Here is a 19118-nt window from a genome sequence, read left to right on the forward strand (position 1 = left end):
AGAGCATGTTAAAGCAGGTATCTGTATACGCAGAAAATAAAAAGGGGGCACTTAAGGTAGTGACTGGCATTTTGACGGAGGCCGACATCAATATTCTTGGTTCTGTCACAAATGACAGTGCGGAATACGGAATCATCCGCATGGTGGTTACTGATCCGGAAAAGGCACAGAAAATCCTGACTGAGGCCGGTTACTTATGCCGTCTCACCAATGTACTCGGCATCGAAGTAGAGGATGAGGTGGGAAGCTTAAACCGGGTTCTGGCAGCATTCTTAGAGAGCAATATCAATGTCAATTACCAGTACCTGTCTTTCAACCGTCAGTCTGGAAAGCCGGTCATGGTTCTTCACACAGACGATTGTGAGTTCGTAGAAAAATGTCTGGCCGCAAAGGGCTTTCAGATGACCGAAGTTTAAAAAAGTGATCAAAAAATGAGGGATGTTCAGGCAAAAAAGGCCGGCATCCCTATTTTTGCTGTATATGGAAAATGAAGACTACAGCAAGGAAAATGGAATGTAATAAGGAGACTAACAACAAATGCAATTTGAAAAACTGGAACAAAATATCATCGATCTGGTCAAAGAGGAACAGGCCAAGCTTGGTTACCGGAAGGAGTGTATCCGTCTGTACTATCCGCTGAGCTCCCTTATGCACCTGACTGGAAAATCATGCGGGGAGCAGGAAATGCTCACGCTGCTTTCTGACTTTTGCAGGGAGGCAGAACCACACCTGGGAAAGATCACGGTTTCTGCAAAGAAGGAACGCTTTTGCTTCCTGATTCCGGAGGAAGGCGTTGTATATGTGAAGGAAAACACGCTTCCAAACGAATTTATCAAAGAGCTGGTCGAACTGGTCGGACGCCATGACTGTACCATGGAAGAAATCAAAGCATTGTTTGAAAAACAGCCATGGCCGGTTATTGTGAAGCCGGTAAAGGGTGATGAATTTGATCTTTTAATCCGGTTCGCAGAAGGCGCAAAAGATTCTTATTATTATTGCTTTAAGGATGAAGGCTGCCACATCATTTATCACCGTTTCCTGCCGGAAGATTATGCGGATTTTGGTTTTGAGGAGGCTTGAGCATGAACCGGAAACATAAAGCAATCCTTTATATTGTATTGTCCTCATTCTGCTTTGCCCTGATGAGTGTGTTTGTACGTCTCGCCGGAGATATCCCGTCTGTGCAGAAGAGTTTTTTCCGAAATCTGATCGCATTTTTCTTTGCCGTGATCCTTCTGATCAAAAATAAGATCTGGCTGACTGATGCAAAGAAAAATCTCGGGTATCTGATCCTGCGTTCTACGTTTGGAACGCTGGGAATTTTCTGCAACTTTTATGCGGTCGACCACCTAGTTTTGGCAGATGCTTCCATGTTAAATAAGATGTCGCCGTTTTTCGCCATTGTATTCAGCTTTCTGATCCTTGGCGAAAAAGTAAAGCCAACACAGGCATTTTGCGTAGTCGGTGCTTTTATCGGAAGCTTGTTCATTTTAAAACCGACCTTTGCCAACATGGCACTGGTACCGTCACTGATCGGACTTTGCGGCGGTCTGTTTGCAGGTGTTGCGTATACCTTTGTACGGCTTTTGGGAGAGCGGGGAGAAAAAGGACCTTTTATCGTCTTTTTCTTTTCCGGTTTTTCCTGCCTGGTTTCTTTGCCGTACCTGCTTTTGCATTACCATCCGATGAGTGCGTCCCAGCTTGGATTTCTTCTGCTTGCAGGACTTGCGGCATCCGGTGGTCAGTTCAGCATTACTGCGGCTTACTGCAATGCTCCGGCGCGCGAGATTTCGGTGTACGATTATTCACAGATCATCTTTTCTGCCCTGTTAGGATTTCTTTTGTTCAGCCAGATGCCGGATTTCTTGAGTGTGATCGGCTATCTGACGATCTGTGTGATGGCTGTAGTTATGTTTCTTTATAATAATCGAAAGACTTGTTGACAGAAAAGAAATATGTTACATTGAATATGGTGATTCAGAATATGGTGATTCAGAATATTGTGATTGACATCAGATCATATGATATTAGACGATACTTGAGATAAAAGGGGAAAACCGTATGCCAGTATTTGATTTCAGCGATGCTCCGGACGCAAAGAATCCGGGCGAGTGCACGTATACCACATTTCAGTCGAGTGAGCTGGAGGCATCTCCGGAAAAACCGATCCTTGTCCTCGATAACAAAAAACGGAAATGGCAGCATCATTCCTGCGGAATGTTTACGAATCCGGTAAAACGTACCACCTTCGAATTTCAGGAGAAGGATGGCACGGTAAGCGCTGATATTTTAAAAATTGATGCCCGCTTTGTCAGCTTGTTAAAATGGCTTGGGGAAAATCATATCAGCGTCCGTCTGTCAGGCGAAAACCGTCCGGAAGGGTATGCTGTTTACAAAATCCGGGAGACGGCGTTTGGCGGCGGCACCAAGCTTTCGGCAGAAGACGGCTTTTTACAGTTTATGATCGAGCGGCTGTTTGCGAGCAATGCGCCGGGCGAGAACGTAGTCGATGAAAGCCTGGAAGAAGCTGGCGACGACATGAAACTGACCAGCATTCAGAGTATCACGGATTTCATGAATTGTGCTGGAAGAACCCTTCCAGACAACATCCGTCTCTGGGCGCGGAGAAACCTGGCAGTAGCGCGTTCCCATGAGGTATCCCCGGAGGAACGCCGCCATGCGCAGCGCGCACTTTCTATTATGATGAATGTCCAGTGGAAGAGCAATTACTTTGAATCGATCGATCCGAAGGAAGCACGCCGGATCCTGGATGAAGAATTGTACGGAATGGAACGCGTAAAACAGCGTATCATTGAGACCATTATCCAGATCAACCGTACGCACACTCTTCCTGCCTATGGACTTTTATTAGTAGGACCTGCCGGAACCGGAAAGTCCCAGATTGCCTACGCAGTAGCCCGTATCTTAAAGCTTCCATGGACCACCCTGGATATGAGCTCCATCAACGATCCGGAGCAGCTGACCGGCAGCTCCCGTATCTACGCGAACGCAAAGCCGGGCATTATCATGGATGCCTTTTCCATGGCAGGGGAGTCCAACCTGGTATTTATCATCAATGAGCTGGATAAGGCAGCTTCCGGAAAAGGAAACGGAAATCCGGCCGATGTACTGCTGACACTGCTCGATAATCTTGGTTTTACTGACAACTACATGGAATGTATGATTCCAACCGTCGGTGTTTATCCGATTGCAACAGCCAACGATAAATCCCAGATCAGCGCGCCGCTCATGTCACGTTTTGCGGTGATCGATATCCCGGATTATACGGCAGAGGAAAAGAAAATCATCTTTTCCAGATTTGCACTGCCGAAGGTATTAAAACGTATGGGATTAAAAGACGGAGAGTGCAATGTGGCATCGGATGGCCTGGATGCGGTGGTAGAATTCTTTGCTGGGACCAGCGGGATCCGTGATCTGGAGCAGGCAGCAGAGCATATTGCGGCAAATGCATTATACCAGATCGAAGTGAATCATGTTGCAGAAGTGACATTTGACCGTGAGATGGTCATGAAGCTGCTTGAAGCATAAAAAGCAGTGCCGATAACGCTGACGATACGAAAATCATTACGAGTATTTATTTGAATGAGGTGTGATTGTGGTTTTACAGACAGAACAAACAGAGCGATTAAGAAAAGCACTGCACATTGACATAACAGATGGAATCATTCTTGCAGTTATGCGCCAGGGAAGACGACAGGAAAATGACACGAAAGAAACCATGGAAGCATGGATGGAACGTCATGTTTTTGTATATGCATCCACGCCGAAAGTATTGGAAACCATGAAAAAAGAATTCAGTGTTTCCTCACTTTTACGTGAATATAAACATGGAAAACGGTTTCTGGTATACCGGTGTCATCTTGTAAATAGAGATATGATGCTGGTAGATAAGGTGACTATTTATCTATTTGAAAACACGGTCACCGGCCATGTGGAAGCCCAAATGTTTATCGAAGATATCACACAGGAATATCTGGATAATGTTACCAACGAAGTGCTTTACCAGAAAGATTATAAGCTGCTCAGCCTGCTCAGCCTGGACCGGGAAATCATAAATTTCCGCAGTTGCCATTTGGAAGACATCGACATAAAGAAACGTAAAAATATCCCATATAAAAAAGCAGCAGAGCTGGTTTGCGGGCATCATATTCATCCAAATGACAGGGAACGTTTCCTTTCCAAAACCAATCTTACATTTTTAAGAAAAACAATGGAAGAGAAGGGAATGCATTCGTTTGCCGTGCAGACAACTGATAAGCTGACGGAACGTTATACTTATTACTGGTTTGACAAATCTGAAAATATGCTGTTGCTGGTTGCGGACGATATGACAAAAGAACTGGAAACAGATCCGCTTACAGGACTTCCAAACCGTGCAGGATTTCTCCGGCAGGTGGGTGAAATCCTGCGAAAACAGTCCGATGCCCAGTATGCAATTTTGTTTTTTAATATCCAGCGCTTTAAAGCCATTAATGATCTGTTTGGTTACGAGAAGGGAGACCGTATTTTAAAGAAAATCGTGGATGCTCTGGAAAAAAGCTTCCTGAAACCACTCGTAACGGCTCGTATGGAGGCAGACCGTTTTGTGGCGTTCGTGGATACCGCTAACTTAAAGTTAGATCAGATGAACCAGCTTTTGCATTATTCTTATCATGACGGAAAGACAGACATTGAACTCCATGGGCGTTGCGGCATTTATTATGTCCCGAAACAGTGTACGTTAAGCGTATCGGATATGTGCGACCGGGCAAAGCTGGCAAAGAATTATATTTCTAACCAGTATGTGCAGCCGTATGCCATTTACGATGAAAGCATGAAAATGGAATACGATGATAATAGCCGTGTGATGATCAATCTGGAACAGGCCATTGAAAAGAATGAGTTCTGTGTCTATTATCAGCCGGTCTATGATGCGAAAACCGAAGAAATCGTTTCTGCGGAGGCTCTGGTCCGTTGGATCCCGGATAAGAAAAATCCGGTCCTTCCGGGGCGGTTCATCCCAGTGCTGGAAAACAGCGGCCATATTACCAAGCTGGATACATTTGTAAACAGAACGGTAAGGGAAATGATCCGGAAACGAAAACAGGAGGGAAAAAAGGTCCTTCCGGTTGCGGTAAACCTTTCCCGTATGGACCTGATGGACAAAGACATCATGGGACGCATCTGGGAAAATGTAAATGACAAGAAAATTCCGGTCAGTATGTTCCATTATGAACTCACAGAGTCTGCTTATGCAGATATTACCGAAAGCGGAAGTAAATTTTTGACCGGGTTGCAGAAAAAGGGAGCGAAGATCCTGATCGACGATTTTGGAAGCGGAATTTCTTCATTCAGCACCGTGCGCGACTATGAATTCGATATCATTAAGCTGGATATGGGATTTGTACAGAAAGTTGGCACCAGCAAGAAAACGGACAACATCCTCATTGCGCTGATCGACCTGGCGCATAGTCTCGATATGAAGGTGATCGCAGAAGGTGTGGAAACGAAGGAGCAGACGGAGTTTTTGAAAAAGAACGGCTGCGATTATTTTCAGGGCTTTTATTACGCAAAGCCAATGTCGCAGGATGAGTTTGAAGCGATGCTGGACCAGGAATTATAAATTTAAATCATAAAATAAAAAAAGATTCAAATTGTTGTTGACAATTAACACAATTTATATTATACTACTGAACGTAGCGAGGCGTGGCTCAGTTTGGTAGAGCGCTGCGTTCGGGACGCAGAGGTCGCAAGTTCGAATCTTGTCGCCTCGACTCACTTCAGGTTTTACCTGAAGGAATGGCCTCATGGTCAAGCGGTTAAGACGACGCCCTCTCACGGCGTAAACTCGGGTTCGATTCCCGATGAGGTCATATGCTTTGGATTTTTGTCCAAAGCATTTTTGTTAGGACGCTTCTGTAGCGCAGTTGGTAGCGCAACGCATTCGTAATGCGTGGGTCGCCGGTTCGAGTCCGGCCAGGAGCTTATGAAGAAAACCCTTGAGAAATCAAGGGTTTTCGGCGTTTTGTGGGTTATGTTTTAAGAACTGAAAAACTATAAAAATATGGTGTTTGGGGACTATTTGGGGACTATCGAAAAAGTAGTCCCCAAAATTACTATTATGCGTGGTTTGCCACAGGCTCAGACAAGAGAGCACTACTCATGATATCCGCAGCTTCTGTGCTGCTCTGGTGAAAGAAATATGCGTAGATGTTTAATGTTGTGCTGGTATTGGCGTGTCCCAGGACACCGGATACAGACCTTGGGTCCAGTTTTTTGTTGATCAAGATGGAAGCGGTGGTGTGCCGGAGATCATGCAGCGTTAAGTTATCTGGTATCATTTCGGTTTCGTCCTTTGCGACATTGCTGTTGTAAATTCGGATCACTCGCTTAAACTCCGTCCGCGGACTGTCCACATGCATCTGAGCGCCATCGTCGCGGATGAAAACAAAATTATCCCGGAACTGCTTGCCGCGGGAACCTTTCCAGTAGTCACCAAGCTGAAGGCAGATCTGTTTCTGTTCATTCATCAGCCTTTTGGCAGCACTGATTACAATGTCCGGAACAGAACACTGTCTGGTTGCGTAGGTTTTGGTTTCTTTGTGTATGATCTCCCCTTTTACAACGGCCGTGGATTTGGAAAAGTGAATCGTATTCTTCGAAAAATCAATATCACTCCACAGAAGCGAAACAATTTCTCCACGCCTGGCGCCAGTGAAAAGCGCGATGTAGAAAAACAGCTGCCATTTCAAATCCAGGGACCACAGCTGATCATATTCTTTGATCTGCACTGTTTTTCCTGCGCGTTTCACTGAATGCGCCTTACGCCGGATAGTAACAGGATGATCCAGAATCCACAAAAAACGTTTCGCCTGATCAATCGTGAGCTGCTTGGTTTTGTATTCCCGCTTGACCCTGCCGCGGCCACGCTGCTTCCCGGCATAGATCAGTGGGTTGATAGAAAGATAGCCTTCCTCGACCGCGTAGGACAAAATCGTGCTGATGGCTGCGCGGTATTTGGTCACAGTACCTTCAGACAAAGCACCTTTTTTACCATCCAGCCGGGAATTATCTTTTCGAAGTTCCTTCAAAAATTCCTTGACAACATGATTGGTAATCTGCGTCAGCTTCATCTGCCCTATAGCCGGGATAATGCGATCTCTGAGACGCTGCTCGTAATCAGCAAGCGTGGACTCTGCCAGATCCTTAGATTCTTTCATGTCTGCCAGAAATATCCGGGAGAACTTTTCGAAGGTTGTTTTATCTCCGGATGTGCTGCCTCCGGCCCGGATCCGGTCCTCAAATCGTACGGCATATTTTTCGGCTTCTTTCTGGGCGCGGTCTTCGGACCACTTCGGATCAGGAACAAAAGTATCGGTTTCCCGGATCTTCTTGCCGTATGAGTCATAACCGCAGGACACCGTGATCTTATAAGTGTTTCCACGTTTCTCTATGGATGCCATAATCATCCCTCCTTAAAAATGGGTACAAAAAATACACCTCTTGCACAGGTGCACCAGGAATGATATAATTCTATTGCTCGTAGGTATTATATCTTTCCTGGGTACACCCGGTAAGAGATTATCTATGTAAAAAGCCGTTCGGTGCGCCAACATCGGGCGGCTTTTGTTTTCGAATTTAATAACATTTTTGACAAGCTGTATAACCTTTGCGCTTAGCTTCTTCGATGCTGATTTTAATGGGGGATTTCATTCCAGAGCATGTTGATACAGAGTGATAATGCTTCCCGTTGGAGGAAACCCAAGCGTAAACGGAATCTGATGTACGGTATAATTCTTGTTGCGAGTCTGCTGTTTCTGAATGCCGGTAATTGTTAAATTGGTCATAAAGTGGAAACAAAAGGATAATAATGATTAAAATAATACAGCAATAGCCCCACAAAGGAATTTTTTTATTAATGGATCCCAGTGCTTCACTATCGGAGGTTGGTGACTTACTTTTATGTATAAGTAAGCATCTACCTAAAACAAATTCAATAATGCATTCGCAGATAATATACAGTATTCCAACACATATTATACCCGGAAGCAATACTGCGATTAGCAGATCAATAATTCTACTGATCCAATTCATTGCGCTTACATTTTCTCGACCATCATCGTAGCCATCGGAATAGCCATTGTCATAACCTAAATCATAACCATCGTTTTCACCTAATTCGAGAACAAAATCATCATGCCCAGCATCATATCCGTCTTGATATCCAGCATCATATCCTGAATTTTCAATGGATAATCGGGCATTATTATATCCGCGCCGTTCTGCGTCTTCAATTAAGGCATTGAGACCGGACTTTTTAAGGGCATCATCATAACCGTTAGAATAGGAGCTGGATGATATTTCGGATTCTTGTTCTAAAAAATAATATTTTTGACAGAAAAAACCGATAACCTGCATGAAAATGAAAATAAAAACAGCAAACGAGTATTTATTATTTCTCTTCATAGTATAGAGTGCACCTCTCATGCGGTGTTACCAATAATTACCACAAAAAATTGATTGAATAATACGTTATAATAACATAGCACCCAGCCGAAGAGGCCAATGAGAAAGGAGTACATCTACTATGGATCAAACAGAATCTATGCTTTGTATTATAGATCTGTCAGAACACTATACATAAATCTCAATTTTCGAGGACATACTCAAATCTATTTACTCTTAAACTGATCGACGGCGGGGTGCATATATTATCCGACGTCTTTTTTTATGGTTCTTACTGGTGGATATTTTGTCTCCAGTTCTTCCGGGTTTTCCGGAACACCGAAGAATAGATCATTTTCGCGGATGGCATCCGCAGCGTGTACAACAAAGTCTAATACCGTATTCCGATCTTTTTCATTCATATTCACGAAAAAGTCAATCAGAGAACATTCTGCCTGCGAAAGGCTGTATCGTTCTTTTAGTGCATCTAACTCCGTTCCGGGTTCAGGAACGAACATATCCCCAACACCATTTCGAAGCCATTCTTCGCTTACATTAAAATATCTGCAAATCAGTAAAATGACTGCATCACTAGGAGCGTTTTTTGCAACTTCGTATGCTGCAATATTGCCACGAGAAATACCGAGTTTATCTGCAAATTCCTGCTGGGTAAGACGTAGCTGCTTCCTTAGTGATTTTAATCGTTCGTGCATGGTCGTCACCTCCTTCCTTTCAGCCTTTATTATAAGCATCAAAATGTTGCATGTCAACAAAAATGTTGGCAAATAACAAGAAACATATTGACAAAAGCCATTAACCAACATATAATTGCAATATACCAACAAAAACAGCGTATTCAATGAGAAAGGAGAGGGCTTATGGAGAACAGAACCGTAGGAAAAGACATCCGAGTGAAGGATGCAGAGAAACTGATGAGATACCTGACAAGTCTGCCAGAGGAACAACGTGGTGACGTGGTAATGGCGTCTTACTATTTTGCGCAGGGCGTGGCAGCAGGAAGCATGAAGAAAGGAGAATCATAATGAAAAGAAATGGTATTGAGATGGTTCTGGTGGAAAGAGAGAGAGCGGAGGTTTTGATTAAGCTGCTGAACAAAAACATTCCGCGCTGCAGTTGCCTGAGCGTATGCAATGAGTATCGCGGCCAGATTGATGTGCTGCAGTATTTGGGACTGCTGGAAGACTACGAAGCTGATCAGATGAATAAATCAATCAAGGATAGAGAGTATGAGTTGGCTATGGAAGAGAGGGTGAGAAAACTTGGTACCGAGAATGAGAACGATTGATCAATGCGCTGAGCTGTTTAAACAGCAGGATCCGGACACGAAGGTGACCAAGACCTACATCAGAACTATGGTCCTGGAAAATAAGATCCCTCATGTTGTCTGTGGAAATAAATATCTGGTTAACCTGGATAAACTGATTGAATACTTTTCAGGAGTGGAAGAGAAACCGGAACCAAAACCGGAGAAACGGGTAAAAATCCGTAGGATGATCGTATGATGAAAGGAGAGTGGATAAAGTGCAAAATGTGCGGCTTAAAGTGGAACGTCTCTACCTTGTGCGAGTACAAGGCGGAGTACATATGCCCGAAGTGTCGCTTGCGCTTAAGGTGGGCAAGAAAAGGCTGAGTAACCGGCTGATAGCTACGGCTGTAACCTTTGGCTTCTGGCTGTTTATCGTGTGCCTGGGCTTTTGTTGGAGAGGGTATTTAGATTTAAAAATGGAAACCTTGTTGTCGATGCTGTTATGGGTATTTGTTTATAGCATACTGGAGGAAGTGAGAGAATGACAAAGAAAAGAAGATACTACACAGTGTGTGAGCACTGCGGAGCAATTCTGGATCCGGGAGAGAAGTGCGACTGTCAGAAAATCAGAACATACGAAGAGAAGCACGGGATCCCGTTACTCCATAAAAAAATCCGATGTTCATAGCGACCAGAACATCGGATTTAAGAGGTGTGTCTTCTTATTTATCAAGACTGATGTAAGTATATCACAGCATCAAGCGAGGTGCAACATGAAAAGTAGTGTGAGAATAGAAATCCATGGGAACCGGGAACAGTACTGGGGCTGCCTGCGGTTTAAGGATAAAAATGGAAAAGAATATGAGCGCCAGGTATTCGGGAAACGGGAGGGCAGTGTGAAGAGCAACACGCTGCAGGCCCTGATTGAATGCCTGAAACGTATGACCCGTCCCTGTATGATTGATGTATACACAAAAATGGATAAGATCATAGAGCCATTTAAACAGGGTTGGATCAATAATTGGGAGAAAAGCGGTTGGACCAATGCAAAGGGGCGGCGTGTGCAGAATGCCGATCAGTGGCAGGAGGTGCAAGAACTTTTAGCTGGTCATTCGAAAAGATTTATAAAGATGGAGGGAAAACAGTGAAAATGAATATGAAACGGTCGAATGGGATGGCCGATCAGAAAGCCCATAGATTCCGTATGGACGGAATGGCAATGGCGCTGAGAATAGTAGAGGAGCGTGGCGTGGGAGGGCTGACATGGCAAAAAGCGTTTTACAGAAGGATAAAGAGTGTTTCCTCTGCCCGAGTCTGCAGAATCTAGAACAGCATCATATTTTCGGTGGTGCGAATAGAAAGTGGTCCGAGAAATATGGTTTGAAGGTATGGCTTTGTCCGCGCTGCCACCGGGACCAGAAACAGGGGGTCCATGGAAATAAAGAAATCATGGAGATCATGCACCGGACCGGGCAGCAGGCATTTGAGAAGACCCACACCAGAGAAGATTTTATGAAAATATTTGGCAGGAATTATTTATAGGTAATGCGCCATTAGGCATTACATAGATGTATTTGTATGCGGAATGTGTCACGACATGCCGGTACTGCCCCAGCTGACTTTGCGGCGGGGGAGAAAGAAGGAAAAATGAAAGAGTATATGTGTGAGTATTGCGGGAAGGTCATATCTGGTGAACACGTTATGATCAAGATGCAGCGAGGAACAGAATTGCACATTTGCAAGGGATGTATCGAAAAGGAGCGCCACCAGAGAGAAGCGCAGAAGGAGAATCCATGAAATTAAAAGATGCGCATCGTATAGTAAAAAAGATGGCCGCTCAGGCAGACAAGAAAGAGCGCACAGCGCTCAAGATCGCATGTGCATGTATGGAGAAAAGCATGCCGAAAGAGCCAAGAAGCACCGAGCTTCCGGAAACGTTGAGAAAATTGAAGCCGGTCATGTATTGCCGGTCATGCAACGCCTGGGTGATACCGGGAGAAGATCGTTATTGTCATGTGTGCGGTCAGAGGGTGAGGTGGTGAGAGTGGATAAAACATGGGTAATCGTAGTATTGGTGCTGTACTGTCTCACTGCAGTATTTTTTTTCGGATACCTTCACGGAATTGCGGGGGAAAACAAGAAAGTAACGGCAATAGACTACATAGCGTGTGTTTGCTGGCCGATCATGATTGCGGTATTGATGGTTGGAATTGTTTTTGTAATTGGATTGCAGGCCGGGAAAGATATAAAAGAGGGCGTACAGGATGAAAGAGAGAAAAAATAGCACAGAGAAACTTGTGTTGCAGCTGTACATGGAAGGAAAGTCGGTGGCTGATATTGCTGACAAAATCGGAAAGACAGAATCAACCGTGTATACATATTTGAGCAGAAATGGCAAGCCGCAGAGATCCAAGAACCGGGCGCAGGGTATCAGCACCTGGAGAATTACACAGGCCAGAAACAAAGCGCAGGTTGGAAAATGGATCAGAGTAAAGAGCGTAAAGAGACTGATGTTTGGAGAGGGGAATATTAAGCTCGGCGGCGTACCGGTTATGGCAAGGGTGCTGTCAAAGGCAAGTAAGCACTTCTGTCTAGTGGAACTGCCGGGCGGCACGCAGGAGTGCATACTGTGGACTGATATGGTTGGGGAGAGTATGGACCGGTATTGATAGGTGGAGAACATTATGGGAGAGGAAGTTAAAAGCACTGTTGGAGAGATGCAACAGTGCAAAAATGAGATTGTCACAACAGTTGGCTGGTACAGACAGATAACCTATGATGATGCAAAAAACTTCATTCGTGATGATATTGTATCGATAGCTAGAAACTTTATTTCTGTTGGATATTACTTGAAATTTGTTAGAGATGATGAACTGTATCGTGAGGATCACTATGCAAGTATATGGGAGTTTGCTTATGCAGAATTTGGGCTAAGCAAATCAGCGGCATCGCGGTATATGAGCATGAATGACCGTTTTTCATTGGAAGGGAATAGTCCTGTGGTAGATCAGAAATACAAAGATTTTTCAAAGTCAAAGCTGCAGGAGATGTTATCCTTGACGGATGAGCAGCTGGAACAGGTAACACCGGAAATGAAGGTCCAGGAAATCCGTTCCATGCGCCAACCAAAGGAAACAACATATTTTGAGATCGAGGGGCAGTTGGATCTGGAAAAGGACTTTCCAGAAGTGATTACGGGTACCATGGAAGCGCCGGTGGTAATGCCAGAAGCTTCCATGGCAACGCAGCCGGTTACAATCCAGACCACGATGACGTTGGATGAGATGATGGGCGGCGAAGAACTGGACGAACAGCCAGAAAAGTTATCTGCCTATGGTACACCGAAAAGAGTTTATCCGGAAGGCAGTTTACTGACAGAGCCAAGCTGTGAAGGAGGGCATTATTGTTTTTCCTGTCCAGAAATGAAGTGTGATATTCGTGGAAAAGAGCGTCAATGCTGGTATGCACCGTGTGGGAATCCATTTCCGTGCGAGATTGTTGCAGAAAGATCGTTAGATTTATTGACAGAGCAGATGGGTGATAAGTGCCAGTTTGTAAATCACAATTTGGCATATCATTGTGCAGGCAATGAAGAGCCGGCGCCGTGCTGTTGCAGGTGCGAAAATCCGTGCAATCTGGCATGCAAGAGAGTAGCGATAGAAAAAGAACAGGAAAGATCATTGATGGTTTTGGAGGCCGATGCTCAGCCATCGGAATCCGATGACGAAGAGCAGTGGTTTGAAAATGATTGCAGCCGGCAAGATGAGGAAAGAGACAAAGATCCGGAACCGATTGAATACGATCGCTATACACTGGAGAATATGATTCAAGATGCCAAGAAAGCCTTCGACTTGATGAGTGACCACTGGATAAATGACCAGCCGTATACCTACGCCAAATATAGCATGATGATTCAGGCATATGAGATGTTGCTGCAGGTACATGATGCAGCTGATCCTGAGCCGGCAGAGGTTGAGCAGACGGAGCTTCCGGTCATGAAAAACAACGACCAGAGGAAAGAGTGGTTGCGGAACTACAAGCCCTGGGGCGTGTGGTATAAGGATGAGCATATCGGCAGCACATTTTATAAATACGATTTCGAGTGCGGCGCTCGATTGATTGTTGAAGTGTTTGCCATCAAAAACTATTGCGGGAATTTTACTCACGCAAACTATCATCTGGTAGGCGGACCGGAACCGCCAAAAGGAGCAAATGGCTTTGAAAAATGGACAAGGCACGAAGAATATAACCATTATCCGGATAATGAGACGGAGTTGGTGGAGTTTTTGAAGTACATACAGAAAGGGGAAAAGTGATGAATAGATTAACTCAGAAACGGGTAAATGGAATCAAAACCGGCTACTGGTCCGCCAGTAAGAAGGATGATCTGGTGGCACGGATGGCAGAGTATGAGGATACTGGCCTGGCGCCTGTAGAGGTGCTGAAGCTGAAACAGAATACAGTGCAGTGGATTCCGATTGAAGAAAGGATGCCGGAACCGGAAAGCTACATATTGGTTTCGTTTGAAAATTGTATCATTCCGGATATTGCGACCTATAGAGTTGATGATGACGGCAGCGGAGAATTCTACCCTGGAGATGAGGACTACACATATCTTTCCGTAGGATTGTTTGTTAATGCATGGATGCCGCTCCCGGAACTGTACCGAGAGGGATAAGCTGAATGGAATTTGTGTTGTTTGAAAAAGAGAAAGCCGAAAAGATTGACCGGTTGCTGGAACGTTACGGGCGGATCCAGCGCCGGAGGGCCTGGCACAAGCGTAGTAGGTCAGGGCAGAGGTCAGGGCAGAGATGAAAGACAGAGGAATTAAGATTGGAGTGATGAAATGAAAGACTATGAAAAAGATTTTGAAGCGAAAAGAGATGCTATGGACAAGATACTGACAAGAACGTATGACTTGGGTCAGATTCATGCGTTAGATACGCTGATCCGTGCAGTAGATAGTGGCACCTGGCAGGAGATGTCATACGAAAATGTCGTATCACTGAGAGATAAGCTGATGCAGGTGATGGAGGACGATAATTAAGGTTCGGAGGAGGTACAGGATGACAGCGAAAGAGTTGGCAAATAGACTTAATGGAATGCAGTATGGAGCCGGTTTTGGTGATGTGTTAGAAGAAGCAAAGAAGAGTGGTTTGGTCATCGTAACTGGTGAATCTGATGATCTCATGGAGTTTGATGGAGCAATCTATGATGATGGAGGATGCTTTGGCGGAGGAAGAGTGTACTTCGACAGAGATGGCGTGGATCAGGAGGGAGAAGAGCGCGCTAATTGCATACAGGCAGTATGGAGCAATGGTGTTAATCGAAATGGAGTACCGGCAACGTGGATTTATAAGACGGGTATTCCGTGCGAACGATTTGATGTTTTTGAGGGTGATGCTCTTTATTGTGAGGGTCTGGTTTTTTTGGTAGAGGATTTAAAGTAAATTTAAGATTTAGGAGAAAAGATGGATTTAGAACAAAAAGCAATCGAAAGGATCAAGCTGGCGTCTGAAATGAGCTTGCGCCATTACCGTGCGCCGGTTGTATGCACATATTCCGGAGGAAAAGACTCGGATGTTATGCTGGAACTTTTTAAAAGGGCCGGCGTTCCGTTCGAAGTACATCACAGCCATACAACCGTAGATGCGCCGCAGACAGTTTATCATATTAGAGAAGTGTTCAAAAAATTAGAGCTGCAGGGAATTAAATGTACAATCCAATACCCAGCCCTTTCGATGTGGCAGTTGATTGTAAAAAAGAAAATGCCGCCAACCAGGCAGGCGAGATATTGTTGTGCATACCTGAAAGAAGGCGCCTGTAAAAACAGAATGATAGCAACAGGCGTGCGGTGGGATGAAAGCAGCGCAAGGGCTGACAGGGGAGAGTATGAGGCATTAGGGAAAACTAAAAAAGATAGGATAAAAATATCTGATTCGGAAATGTCGGAAAATCAAGGGAAAAACGAAGAATTTGAGCAAATGACAATTCCAGGTATTTCGGAAATTATGCTGATGAATGATAACTCAAAGAAAAGAAAATTCATCGAAAAATGCGAGTTAAAAGCAAAAACCGTTTGCAATCCGATAATAGAGTGGACGGACTACGATATAGCACGCTTCATTGTTGGCGAAGAAATTCATATCAATCCGCTTTATAACATGGGTTTTTCAAGATGTGGTTGCATAGGCTGTCCGATGGCAGGAAAAAACAGATATTTTGAATTTTCCACGTTCCCGACATACAAGCGAGCGTATATCAGAGCTTTTGACAATATGCTAAGCAATGAGAAATGATGGAACAGGAAGAAAACCCAGGTGGAAAGATGGGAACGACGTTTTTAACTGGTGGATGGAAGAAAGGGACGTACCTGGACAACTGAGCTTTGAAGAGTATGAGTGAGCTAAACTGAAATAACCAGAAAAATAAAGAAAGCTACACACCGAAAAGGAGGTATCGGTATGGCAGGAGGAAGACCGAAAAAGGAAGCCGCTGAGAAATACGTGAAACAGAACATCACTATGGAGCCGGAGCAGCTGAAAAGGTTAATGCTCTACTGTCAGAAAGAGGACCGGTCAATGTCCTGGGTGATCCGAAAGGCTCTGGAGATGTATCTGGAAAAAGTAGCATAACGGTGGGTATCAATACTCATTAAAACTGAAATTTAAAGATCTGTGTAATCTGATCAAAGAGCTTACGGACAGAGCTTTATAGGAGGACAATACAACATGAAAAACTTGGAAGAAGTAGAACAGGAGAAGAAAGACGATAAAACTAAGAGAAAAACCTGGTGGGATTTATACCCGGAACAAGCGAATAATAATCGAAAACGTCGCGGGTATCCAATGATGAGAAATGCTGGTAAAAGAAAGCGCATGACAAAGCAGCAGTACAAGGATCGCAACATAATGCCATTTATGTAATATTTACATTAGCGAGGTATATGACTTCGCTAATATGGGCGCTTAGCTCAGCTGGTTAGAGCGACGGCCTTATAAGCCGTGTCTGGCGAGGGTTCGAATCCCTCAGCGCCTACTTTACAATAAAAATAAGGGGGAGATGCCAATGGACTTAAGCAATATATCGAGACACAAGAAAAGCGATACACCAACCGGTCAAAGTCATGTGTATCGCATCTACGCTTAAGGATATTATATCACAGATTGAATCCTTGAGCAACAGTAGGAGGTAAATCTATGAATAATCAGAATATTAAGACAACCGTGATTGATAACGTGATCGTTATGATGTCGAACTATATGACGCCGGATATGCTTCAGATTCTGGAAAAAACCATGATTGATGAGCTGGCAGATGTAAAACTGGAACGGCTCAATACGCTGCCTATGGAAATGAAGGATAGCGTGGACAGCCAGAACCAATATATTATCAAACTCTTCTTATATAAGAAGAAAAACTTGAAAGATGCCACAAAATACGGTTATTTGATGGCTGTAAAGCGTCTGATCACTTTGATTTATAAACCCTTGACTCAGGTGAATGAGATGGACATTTACCGCTATTTGGACTGGTATGAGAACAAAAACATGAAAGAGACCGGCAAGAAGAATCAAGCATCTACAATCAATAACGAACGTAGATTCTTGTCGGCATTTTACTCCTGGATGCGTAAAGAGAAAATGATTCCGGATAATCCGGTGGACGCGGTGGAGCCGCTTAAGATAGCCAGAAAACCGATTGATTATTACACAGAGGAAGAAATGGCAATGCTGAGGGACGGATGTGCTTCCCTTCGTGATCGAGCAATCATTGAAGTGTTCCGGTCCAGCGGAGCCAGAGTAGGGGAGATTGTGGCTATTACCGTGGATATGGTAGACTGGGCGACCGGAGACATTATGATTTGCGGAGAAAAGGGAGATAGATATCGTCCGATTTATCTTGATGGAGAAGCACGATACCACTTGAAAAAGTATCTGGAATCCAGAACAGATACGGATCCGCATTTGTTTGTCTCTAAAAAAGCACCAAATAAACCTTTGACAACGAGCGCAATCCGCAGGGAAATGAAAGTAATAGCAGATAGGGTTGGCGTGACATGCCGGGTTTACCCACATAAAATGCGTAAGACACTTGGTATGGATCTGAAAAATCATGGTGTAGATATCGGCACAATCCAGGAGATCCTTGGGCATGCCGGACCGCAGGTAACTGCAATGTATTATGCTCAGAGCACTCCGGAAACGCTCCGGACGGCACGAAAACGGGCGGCTTAAAATGAACGGGGGAAGGACCCGTTCGAAACTTGATTTAGCAATTAACTTTAGACGGGGAACAAAAAATGTACATGAAGCGGACAATAAAGTATGGGAACAGGATAGAGATCCGGAAGTACCATACATTCCGCTGTCCTGGAAAAGGGGAGCGGTCACGGGGGGAACGGAAGCAACCGACCAAGGAGCAAATGGCAGCAGCTAATGAGCGGCGGGCTGCAAAAAAGCTGAAGATGCTGCTGATTGAGAATTTCGCAGCCGGGGACTGGCATTTGGTGCTGACATACGCGAAAGAAAAGAGACCGGATGCAGAAGGGTGCCGTAAGGTACTGAGAAAATTTTTTGAGAGGTGCCGGAGAATCTATAAAGCGGCAGGAGTCGAGTTGAGATATGTCATGGTGACAGAGTGGGAGAGTAAAGCAATACACCATCATATCGTGATCAGTGACATACCAGGAATCCATCATGTACTGCAGGATATCTGGACAGAGGGCGGGATCCATTTGACCCCGCTCTACCAGAACCATGAATTTGATGATCTTGCAGAGTACCTGACCAAAGAGACGAAAAAAACATTCCGCCGGTCGGACAGTCCGATGAAGCAGCGCTGGACCTGCAGCAGGAACCTGAGACGACCGGAAGTACATACAGAACAAGTGAAGGCAGGATCGTGGAGAGAAGAACCATCTGTACCGAAAAGCCTGGAAGTTCAGGGATATGTGCTTGACAAAACATCTGTGGTGACAGATGTGGATGCCATGGGATACCCGTTTCAAGAATATACCATGGTGCGGTACGAAAAAGAGAGGAGGCGATAACCATGCCGAGGCATCATCAGTGTCTGTGCCCGTTTTACGAATGCCACTCCCGCAAGGGTCGGGCACAGGCCACGATCACATGTGAAAACGTCATGAAAAACGATGGTTTTGGAGTGAAGAACCAGTTGTTATTTGCCTCATATCTGGATGAAAAGGCATACTATGAGATGTTTTGCATGGATACATACCAGGAATGCCCGTACTACCAGTTTATCAAAAAAGAGAAATACAATGAGTGACCGGACATGCGGACACTTTTTTGCGTGCGCACATGCGCGTGCGTGCGCGTGGAATGAAGAGAGACCGTGAGGCGCTCTCTATTTTGCGTGGAAAAATCATACAAAACCGTACAAC

Annotated in this window: 27 protein-coding genes and 4 tRNA genes; 28 read left to right on the forward strand and 3 right to left on the reverse strand. The window is 44.7% G+C overall.

The window, feature by feature from the left end; translation table 11 throughout:
- The first annotated feature begins 5 nt into the window (after positions 1–5).
- The 8 genes from DW922_RS11370 (at position 6) to DW922_RS11405 (ending at position 5985) form a co-directional block, all read left to right on the forward strand.
- The gene (locus tag DW922_RS11370) at positions 6–416 is read left to right on the forward strand and encodes an ACT domain-containing protein (RefSeq protein ID WP_118708816.1); all 411 of its coding nucleotides are present in this window, start codon (positions 6–8) and stop codon (positions 414–416) included.
- Between the two features lie 121 nt (positions 417–537).
- Positions 538–1080: a DUF3877 family protein gene (locus DW922_RS11375; protein WP_118726606.1), complete on the forward strand. Its 543-nt coding sequence runs from the start codon at positions 538–540 to the stop codon at positions 1078–1080.
- A gap of 2 nt (positions 1081–1082) precedes the next feature.
- Positions 1083–1943, forward strand: coding sequence for a DMT family transporter (locus DW922_RS11380; RefSeq protein ID WP_195715054.1), 861 nt, complete (start codon positions 1083–1085; stop codon positions 1941–1943).
- Positions 1944–2061: 118 nt separating this feature from the next.
- Positions 2062–3549, forward strand: a complete 1488-nt coding sequence (locus tag DW922_RS11385; protein WP_118726608.1) for an AAA family ATPase — start codon at positions 2062–2064, stop codon at positions 3547–3549.
- A gap of 67 nt (positions 3550–3616) precedes the next feature.
- Positions 3617–5623, forward strand: a complete 2007-nt coding sequence (locus DW922_RS11390; protein ID WP_118726609.1) for a bifunctional diguanylate cyclase/phosphodiesterase — start codon at positions 3617–3619, stop codon at positions 5621–5623.
- A gap of 77 nt (positions 5624–5700) precedes the next feature.
- A tRNA-Pro gene (locus DW922_RS11395) sits at positions 5701–5774 on the forward strand.
- A 27-nt stretch (positions 5775–5801) separates the two neighbouring features.
- Positions 5802–5873: transfer RNA gene (locus tag DW922_RS11400), tRNA-Glu, on the forward strand.
- Positions 5874–5912: 39 nt separating this feature from the next.
- Positions 5913–5985, forward strand: a tRNA-Thr gene (locus tag DW922_RS11405).
- Positions 5986–6119: 134 nt separating this feature from the next.
- Here DW922_RS11405 and DW922_RS11410 read toward each other — a convergent pair.
- From DW922_RS11410 to DW922_RS11420, 3 genes are all read right to left on the reverse strand, one after another.
- Positions 6120–7463 carry a tyrosine-type recombinase/integrase gene (locus DW922_RS11410; RefSeq protein WP_118542978.1) on the reverse strand — a complete coding sequence of 448 codons (1344 nt, stop codon included), beginning with the start codon at positions 7461–7463 and terminating at the stop codon, positions 6120–6122.
- Positions 7464–7638: 175 nt separating this feature from the next.
- Positions 7639–8466 carry a hypothetical protein gene (locus tag DW922_RS11415; RefSeq protein WP_118726610.1) on the reverse strand — a complete coding sequence of 276 codons (828 nt, stop codon included), beginning with the start codon at positions 8464–8466 and terminating at the stop codon, positions 7639–7641.
- 245 nt (positions 8467–8711) lie between these two features.
- Positions 8712–9158, reverse strand: coding sequence for a helix-turn-helix transcriptional regulator (locus tag DW922_RS11420; RefSeq protein WP_118726611.1), 447 nt, complete (start codon positions 9156–9158; stop codon positions 8712–8714).
- A gap of 165 nt (positions 9159–9323) precedes the next feature.
- Between DW922_RS11420 and DW922_RS17485 the strand changes: the two genes are divergently transcribed.
- The 20 genes from DW922_RS17485 to DW922_RS11525 all read left to right on the forward strand — a co-directional run bounded on the left by DW922_RS17485 (position 9324) and on the right by DW922_RS11525 (position 19003).
- Positions 9324–9488 carry a hypothetical protein gene (locus DW922_RS17485; protein ID WP_154106748.1) on the forward strand — a complete coding sequence of 55 codons (165 nt, stop codon included), beginning with the start codon at positions 9324–9326 and terminating at the stop codon, positions 9486–9488.
- On the forward strand, positions 9488–9751 hold the full coding sequence (locus DW922_RS11425; protein WP_118726612.1) for a hypothetical protein: 264 nt from the start codon (positions 9488–9490) through the stop codon (positions 9749–9751). The genes DW922_RS17485 and DW922_RS11425 overlap by 1 nt, the downstream gene beginning before the upstream one ends.
- On the forward strand, positions 9738–9968 hold the full coding sequence (locus DW922_RS11430) for a DNA-binding protein (RefSeq protein WP_118726613.1): 231 nt from the start codon (positions 9738–9740) through the stop codon (positions 9966–9968). The genes DW922_RS11425 and DW922_RS11430 overlap by 14 nt, the downstream gene beginning before the upstream one ends.
- Before the next feature lie 10 nt (positions 9969–9978).
- Positions 9979–10257, forward strand: a complete 279-nt coding sequence (locus DW922_RS11435; protein WP_147353378.1) for a hypothetical protein — start codon at positions 9979–9981, stop codon at positions 10255–10257.
- 228 nt (positions 10258–10485) lie between these two features.
- Positions 10486–10860, forward strand: a complete 375-nt coding sequence (locus DW922_RS11440; RefSeq protein ID WP_118726614.1) for an RNase H family protein — start codon at positions 10486–10488, stop codon at positions 10858–10860.
- 115 nt (positions 10861–10975) lie between these two features.
- On the forward strand, positions 10976–11254 hold the full coding sequence (locus tag DW922_RS11445) for a hypothetical protein (RefSeq protein ID WP_118726615.1): 279 nt from the start codon (positions 10976–10978) through the stop codon (positions 11252–11254).
- A gap of 251 nt (positions 11255–11505) precedes the next feature.
- Positions 11506–11754 (forward strand): hypothetical protein, encoded by a 249-nt coding sequence (locus DW922_RS11455; protein ID WP_118726617.1) that lies wholly within the window; start codon positions 11506–11508, stop codon positions 11752–11754.
- Positions 11755–11756: 2 nt separating this feature from the next.
- Positions 11757–11996 carry a hypothetical protein gene (locus DW922_RS11460; RefSeq protein WP_118726618.1) on the forward strand — a complete coding sequence of 80 codons (240 nt, stop codon included), beginning with the start codon at positions 11757–11759 and terminating at the stop codon, positions 11994–11996.
- Positions 11977–12381: a sigma factor-like helix-turn-helix DNA-binding protein gene (locus tag DW922_RS11465; RefSeq protein WP_118726619.1), complete on the forward strand. Its 405-nt coding sequence runs from the start codon at positions 11977–11979 to the stop codon at positions 12379–12381. Before DW922_RS11460 ends, DW922_RS11465 begins: the two co-directional genes overlap by 20 nt.
- A gap of 15 nt (positions 12382–12396) precedes the next feature.
- Entirely contained in the window at positions 12397–14028 is a 1632-nt protein-coding gene (locus DW922_RS11470; protein ID WP_118726620.1) for a hypothetical protein, read from the forward strand.
- Positions 14028–14390, forward strand: a complete 363-nt coding sequence (locus tag DW922_RS11475) for a DUF551 domain-containing protein (RefSeq protein ID WP_243032195.1) — start codon at positions 14028–14030, stop codon at positions 14388–14390. Before DW922_RS11470 ends, DW922_RS11475 begins: the two co-directional genes overlap by 1 nt.
- Positions 14391–14558: 168 nt before the next feature.
- Positions 14559–14759, forward strand: a complete 201-nt coding sequence (locus tag DW922_RS17490) for a hypothetical protein (protein WP_118726621.1) — start codon at positions 14559–14561, stop codon at positions 14757–14759.
- 19 nt (positions 14760–14778) lie between these two features.
- The gene (locus DW922_RS11485) at positions 14779–15162 is read left to right on the forward strand and encodes a hypothetical protein (RefSeq protein WP_118726622.1); all 384 of its coding nucleotides are present in this window, start codon (positions 14779–14781) and stop codon (positions 15160–15162) included.
- 21 nt (positions 15163–15183) lie between these two features.
- Complete coding sequence (locus DW922_RS11490; protein ID WP_243032198.1) at positions 15184–16011, forward strand: phosphoadenosine phosphosulfate reductase family protein; 828 nt, start codon at positions 15184–15186, stop codon at positions 16009–16011.
- Positions 16012–16176: 165 nt separating this feature from the next.
- Positions 16177–16347, forward strand: coding sequence for a ribbon-helix-helix domain-containing protein (locus DW922_RS11495; protein WP_118726623.1), 171 nt, complete (start codon positions 16177–16179; stop codon positions 16345–16347).
- A 96-nt stretch (positions 16348–16443) separates the two neighbouring features.
- Positions 16444–16638 carry a hypothetical protein gene (locus DW922_RS11500; RefSeq protein ID WP_118726624.1) on the forward strand — a complete coding sequence of 65 codons (195 nt, stop codon included), beginning with the start codon at positions 16444–16446 and terminating at the stop codon, positions 16636–16638.
- Between the two features lie 36 nt (positions 16639–16674).
- A tRNA-Ile gene (locus DW922_RS11505) sits at positions 16675–16750 on the forward strand.
- Positions 16751–16911: 161 nt separating this feature from the next.
- Positions 16912–17949, forward strand: a complete 1038-nt coding sequence (locus DW922_RS11510) for a tyrosine-type recombinase/integrase (RefSeq protein WP_118726625.1) — start codon at positions 16912–16914, stop codon at positions 17947–17949.
- A gap of 188 nt (positions 17950–18137) precedes the next feature.
- On the forward strand, positions 18138–18764 hold the full coding sequence (locus tag DW922_RS11520) for a hypothetical protein (protein ID WP_118726627.1): 627 nt from the start codon (positions 18138–18140) through the stop codon (positions 18762–18764).
- A gap of 2 nt (positions 18765–18766) precedes the next feature.
- Positions 18767–19003, forward strand: a complete 237-nt coding sequence (locus DW922_RS11525) for a hypothetical protein (RefSeq protein ID WP_118542955.1) — start codon at positions 18767–18769, stop codon at positions 19001–19003.
- Positions 19004–19118: the final 115 nt, after the last annotated feature.

Source organism: Clostridium sp. AM42-4 (genome assembly GCF_003480105.1).
Classification (GTDB): domain Bacteria; phylum Bacillota; class Clostridia; order Lachnospirales; family Lachnospiraceae; genus Brotaphodocola.

Coding starts and splice junctions, on each gene's coding strand:
- DW922_RS11370 (WP_118708816.1), top strand. CDS start 6: ATGTTAAAGCAGGTATCTGTATACGCAGAAAATAAAAAGGGGGCACTT.
- DW922_RS11375 (WP_118726606.1), top strand. CDS start 538: ATGCAATTTGAAAAACTGGAACAAAATATCATCGATCTGGTCAAAGAG.
- DW922_RS11380 (WP_195715054.1), top strand. CDS start 1,083: ATGAACCGGAAACATAAAGCAATCCTTTATATTGTATTGTCCTCATTC.
- DW922_RS11385 (WP_118726608.1), top strand. CDS start 2,062: ATGCCAGTATTTGATTTCAGCGATGCTCCGGACGCAAAGAATCCGGGC.
- DW922_RS11410 (WP_118542978.1), bottom strand. CDS start 7,463: ATGGCATCCATAGAGAAACGTGGAAACACTTATAAGATCACGGTGTCC.
- DW922_RS11415 (WP_118726610.1), bottom strand. CDS start 8,466: ATGAAGAGAAATAATAAATACTCGTTTGCTGTTTTTATTTTCATTTTC.
- DW922_RS11420 (WP_118726611.1), bottom strand. CDS start 9,158: ATGCACGAACGATTAAAATCACTAAGGAAGCAGCTACGTCTTACCCAG.
- DW922_RS17485 (WP_154106748.1), top strand. CDS start 9,324: ATGGAGAACAGAACCGTAGGAAAAGACATCCGAGTGAAGGATGCAGAG.
- DW922_RS11425 (WP_118726612.1), top strand. CDS start 9,488: ATGAAAAGAAATGGTATTGAGATGGTTCTGGTGGAAAGAGAGAGAGCG.
- DW922_RS11430 (WP_118726613.1), top strand. CDS start 9,738: ATGAGAACGATTGATCAATGCGCTGAGCTGTTTAAACAGCAGGATCCG.
- DW922_RS11440 (WP_118726614.1), top strand. CDS start 10,486: ATGAAAAGTAGTGTGAGAATAGAAATCCATGGGAACCGGGAACAGTAC.
- DW922_RS11445 (WP_118726615.1), top strand. CDS start 10,976: ATGGCAAAAAGCGTTTTACAGAAGGATAAAGAGTGTTTCCTCTGCCCG.
- DW922_RS11455 (WP_118726617.1), top strand. CDS start 11,506: ATGAAATTAAAAGATGCGCATCGTATAGTAAAAAAGATGGCCGCTCAG.
- DW922_RS11465 (WP_118726619.1), top strand. CDS start 11,977: ATGAAAGAGAGAAAAAATAGCACAGAGAAACTTGTGTTGCAGCTGTAC.
- DW922_RS11470 (WP_118726620.1), top strand. CDS start 12,397: ATGGGAGAGGAAGTTAAAAGCACTGTTGGAGAGATGCAACAGTGCAAA.
- DW922_RS11475 (WP_243032195.1), top strand. CDS start 14,028: ATGAATAGATTAACTCAGAAACGGGTAAATGGAATCAAAACCGGCTAC.
- DW922_RS17490 (WP_118726621.1), top strand. CDS start 14,559: ATGAAAGACTATGAAAAAGATTTTGAAGCGAAAAGAGATGCTATGGAC.
- DW922_RS11485 (WP_118726622.1), top strand. CDS start 14,779: ATGACAGCGAAAGAGTTGGCAAATAGACTTAATGGAATGCAGTATGGA.
- DW922_RS11490 (WP_243032198.1), top strand. CDS start 15,184: ATGGATTTAGAACAAAAAGCAATCGAAAGGATCAAGCTGGCGTCTGAA.
- DW922_RS11495 (WP_118726623.1), top strand. CDS start 16,177: ATGGCAGGAGGAAGACCGAAAAAGGAAGCCGCTGAGAAATACGTGAAA.
- DW922_RS11500 (WP_118726624.1), top strand. CDS start 16,444: ATGAAAAACTTGGAAGAAGTAGAACAGGAGAAGAAAGACGATAAAACT.
- DW922_RS11510 (WP_118726625.1), top strand. CDS start 16,912: ATGAATAATCAGAATATTAAGACAACCGTGATTGATAACGTGATCGTT.
- DW922_RS11520 (WP_118726627.1), top strand. CDS start 18,138: ATGGCAGCAGCTAATGAGCGGCGGGCTGCAAAAAAGCTGAAGATGCTG.
- DW922_RS11525 (WP_118542955.1), top strand. CDS start 18,767: ATGCCGAGGCATCATCAGTGTCTGTGCCCGTTTTACGAATGCCACTCC.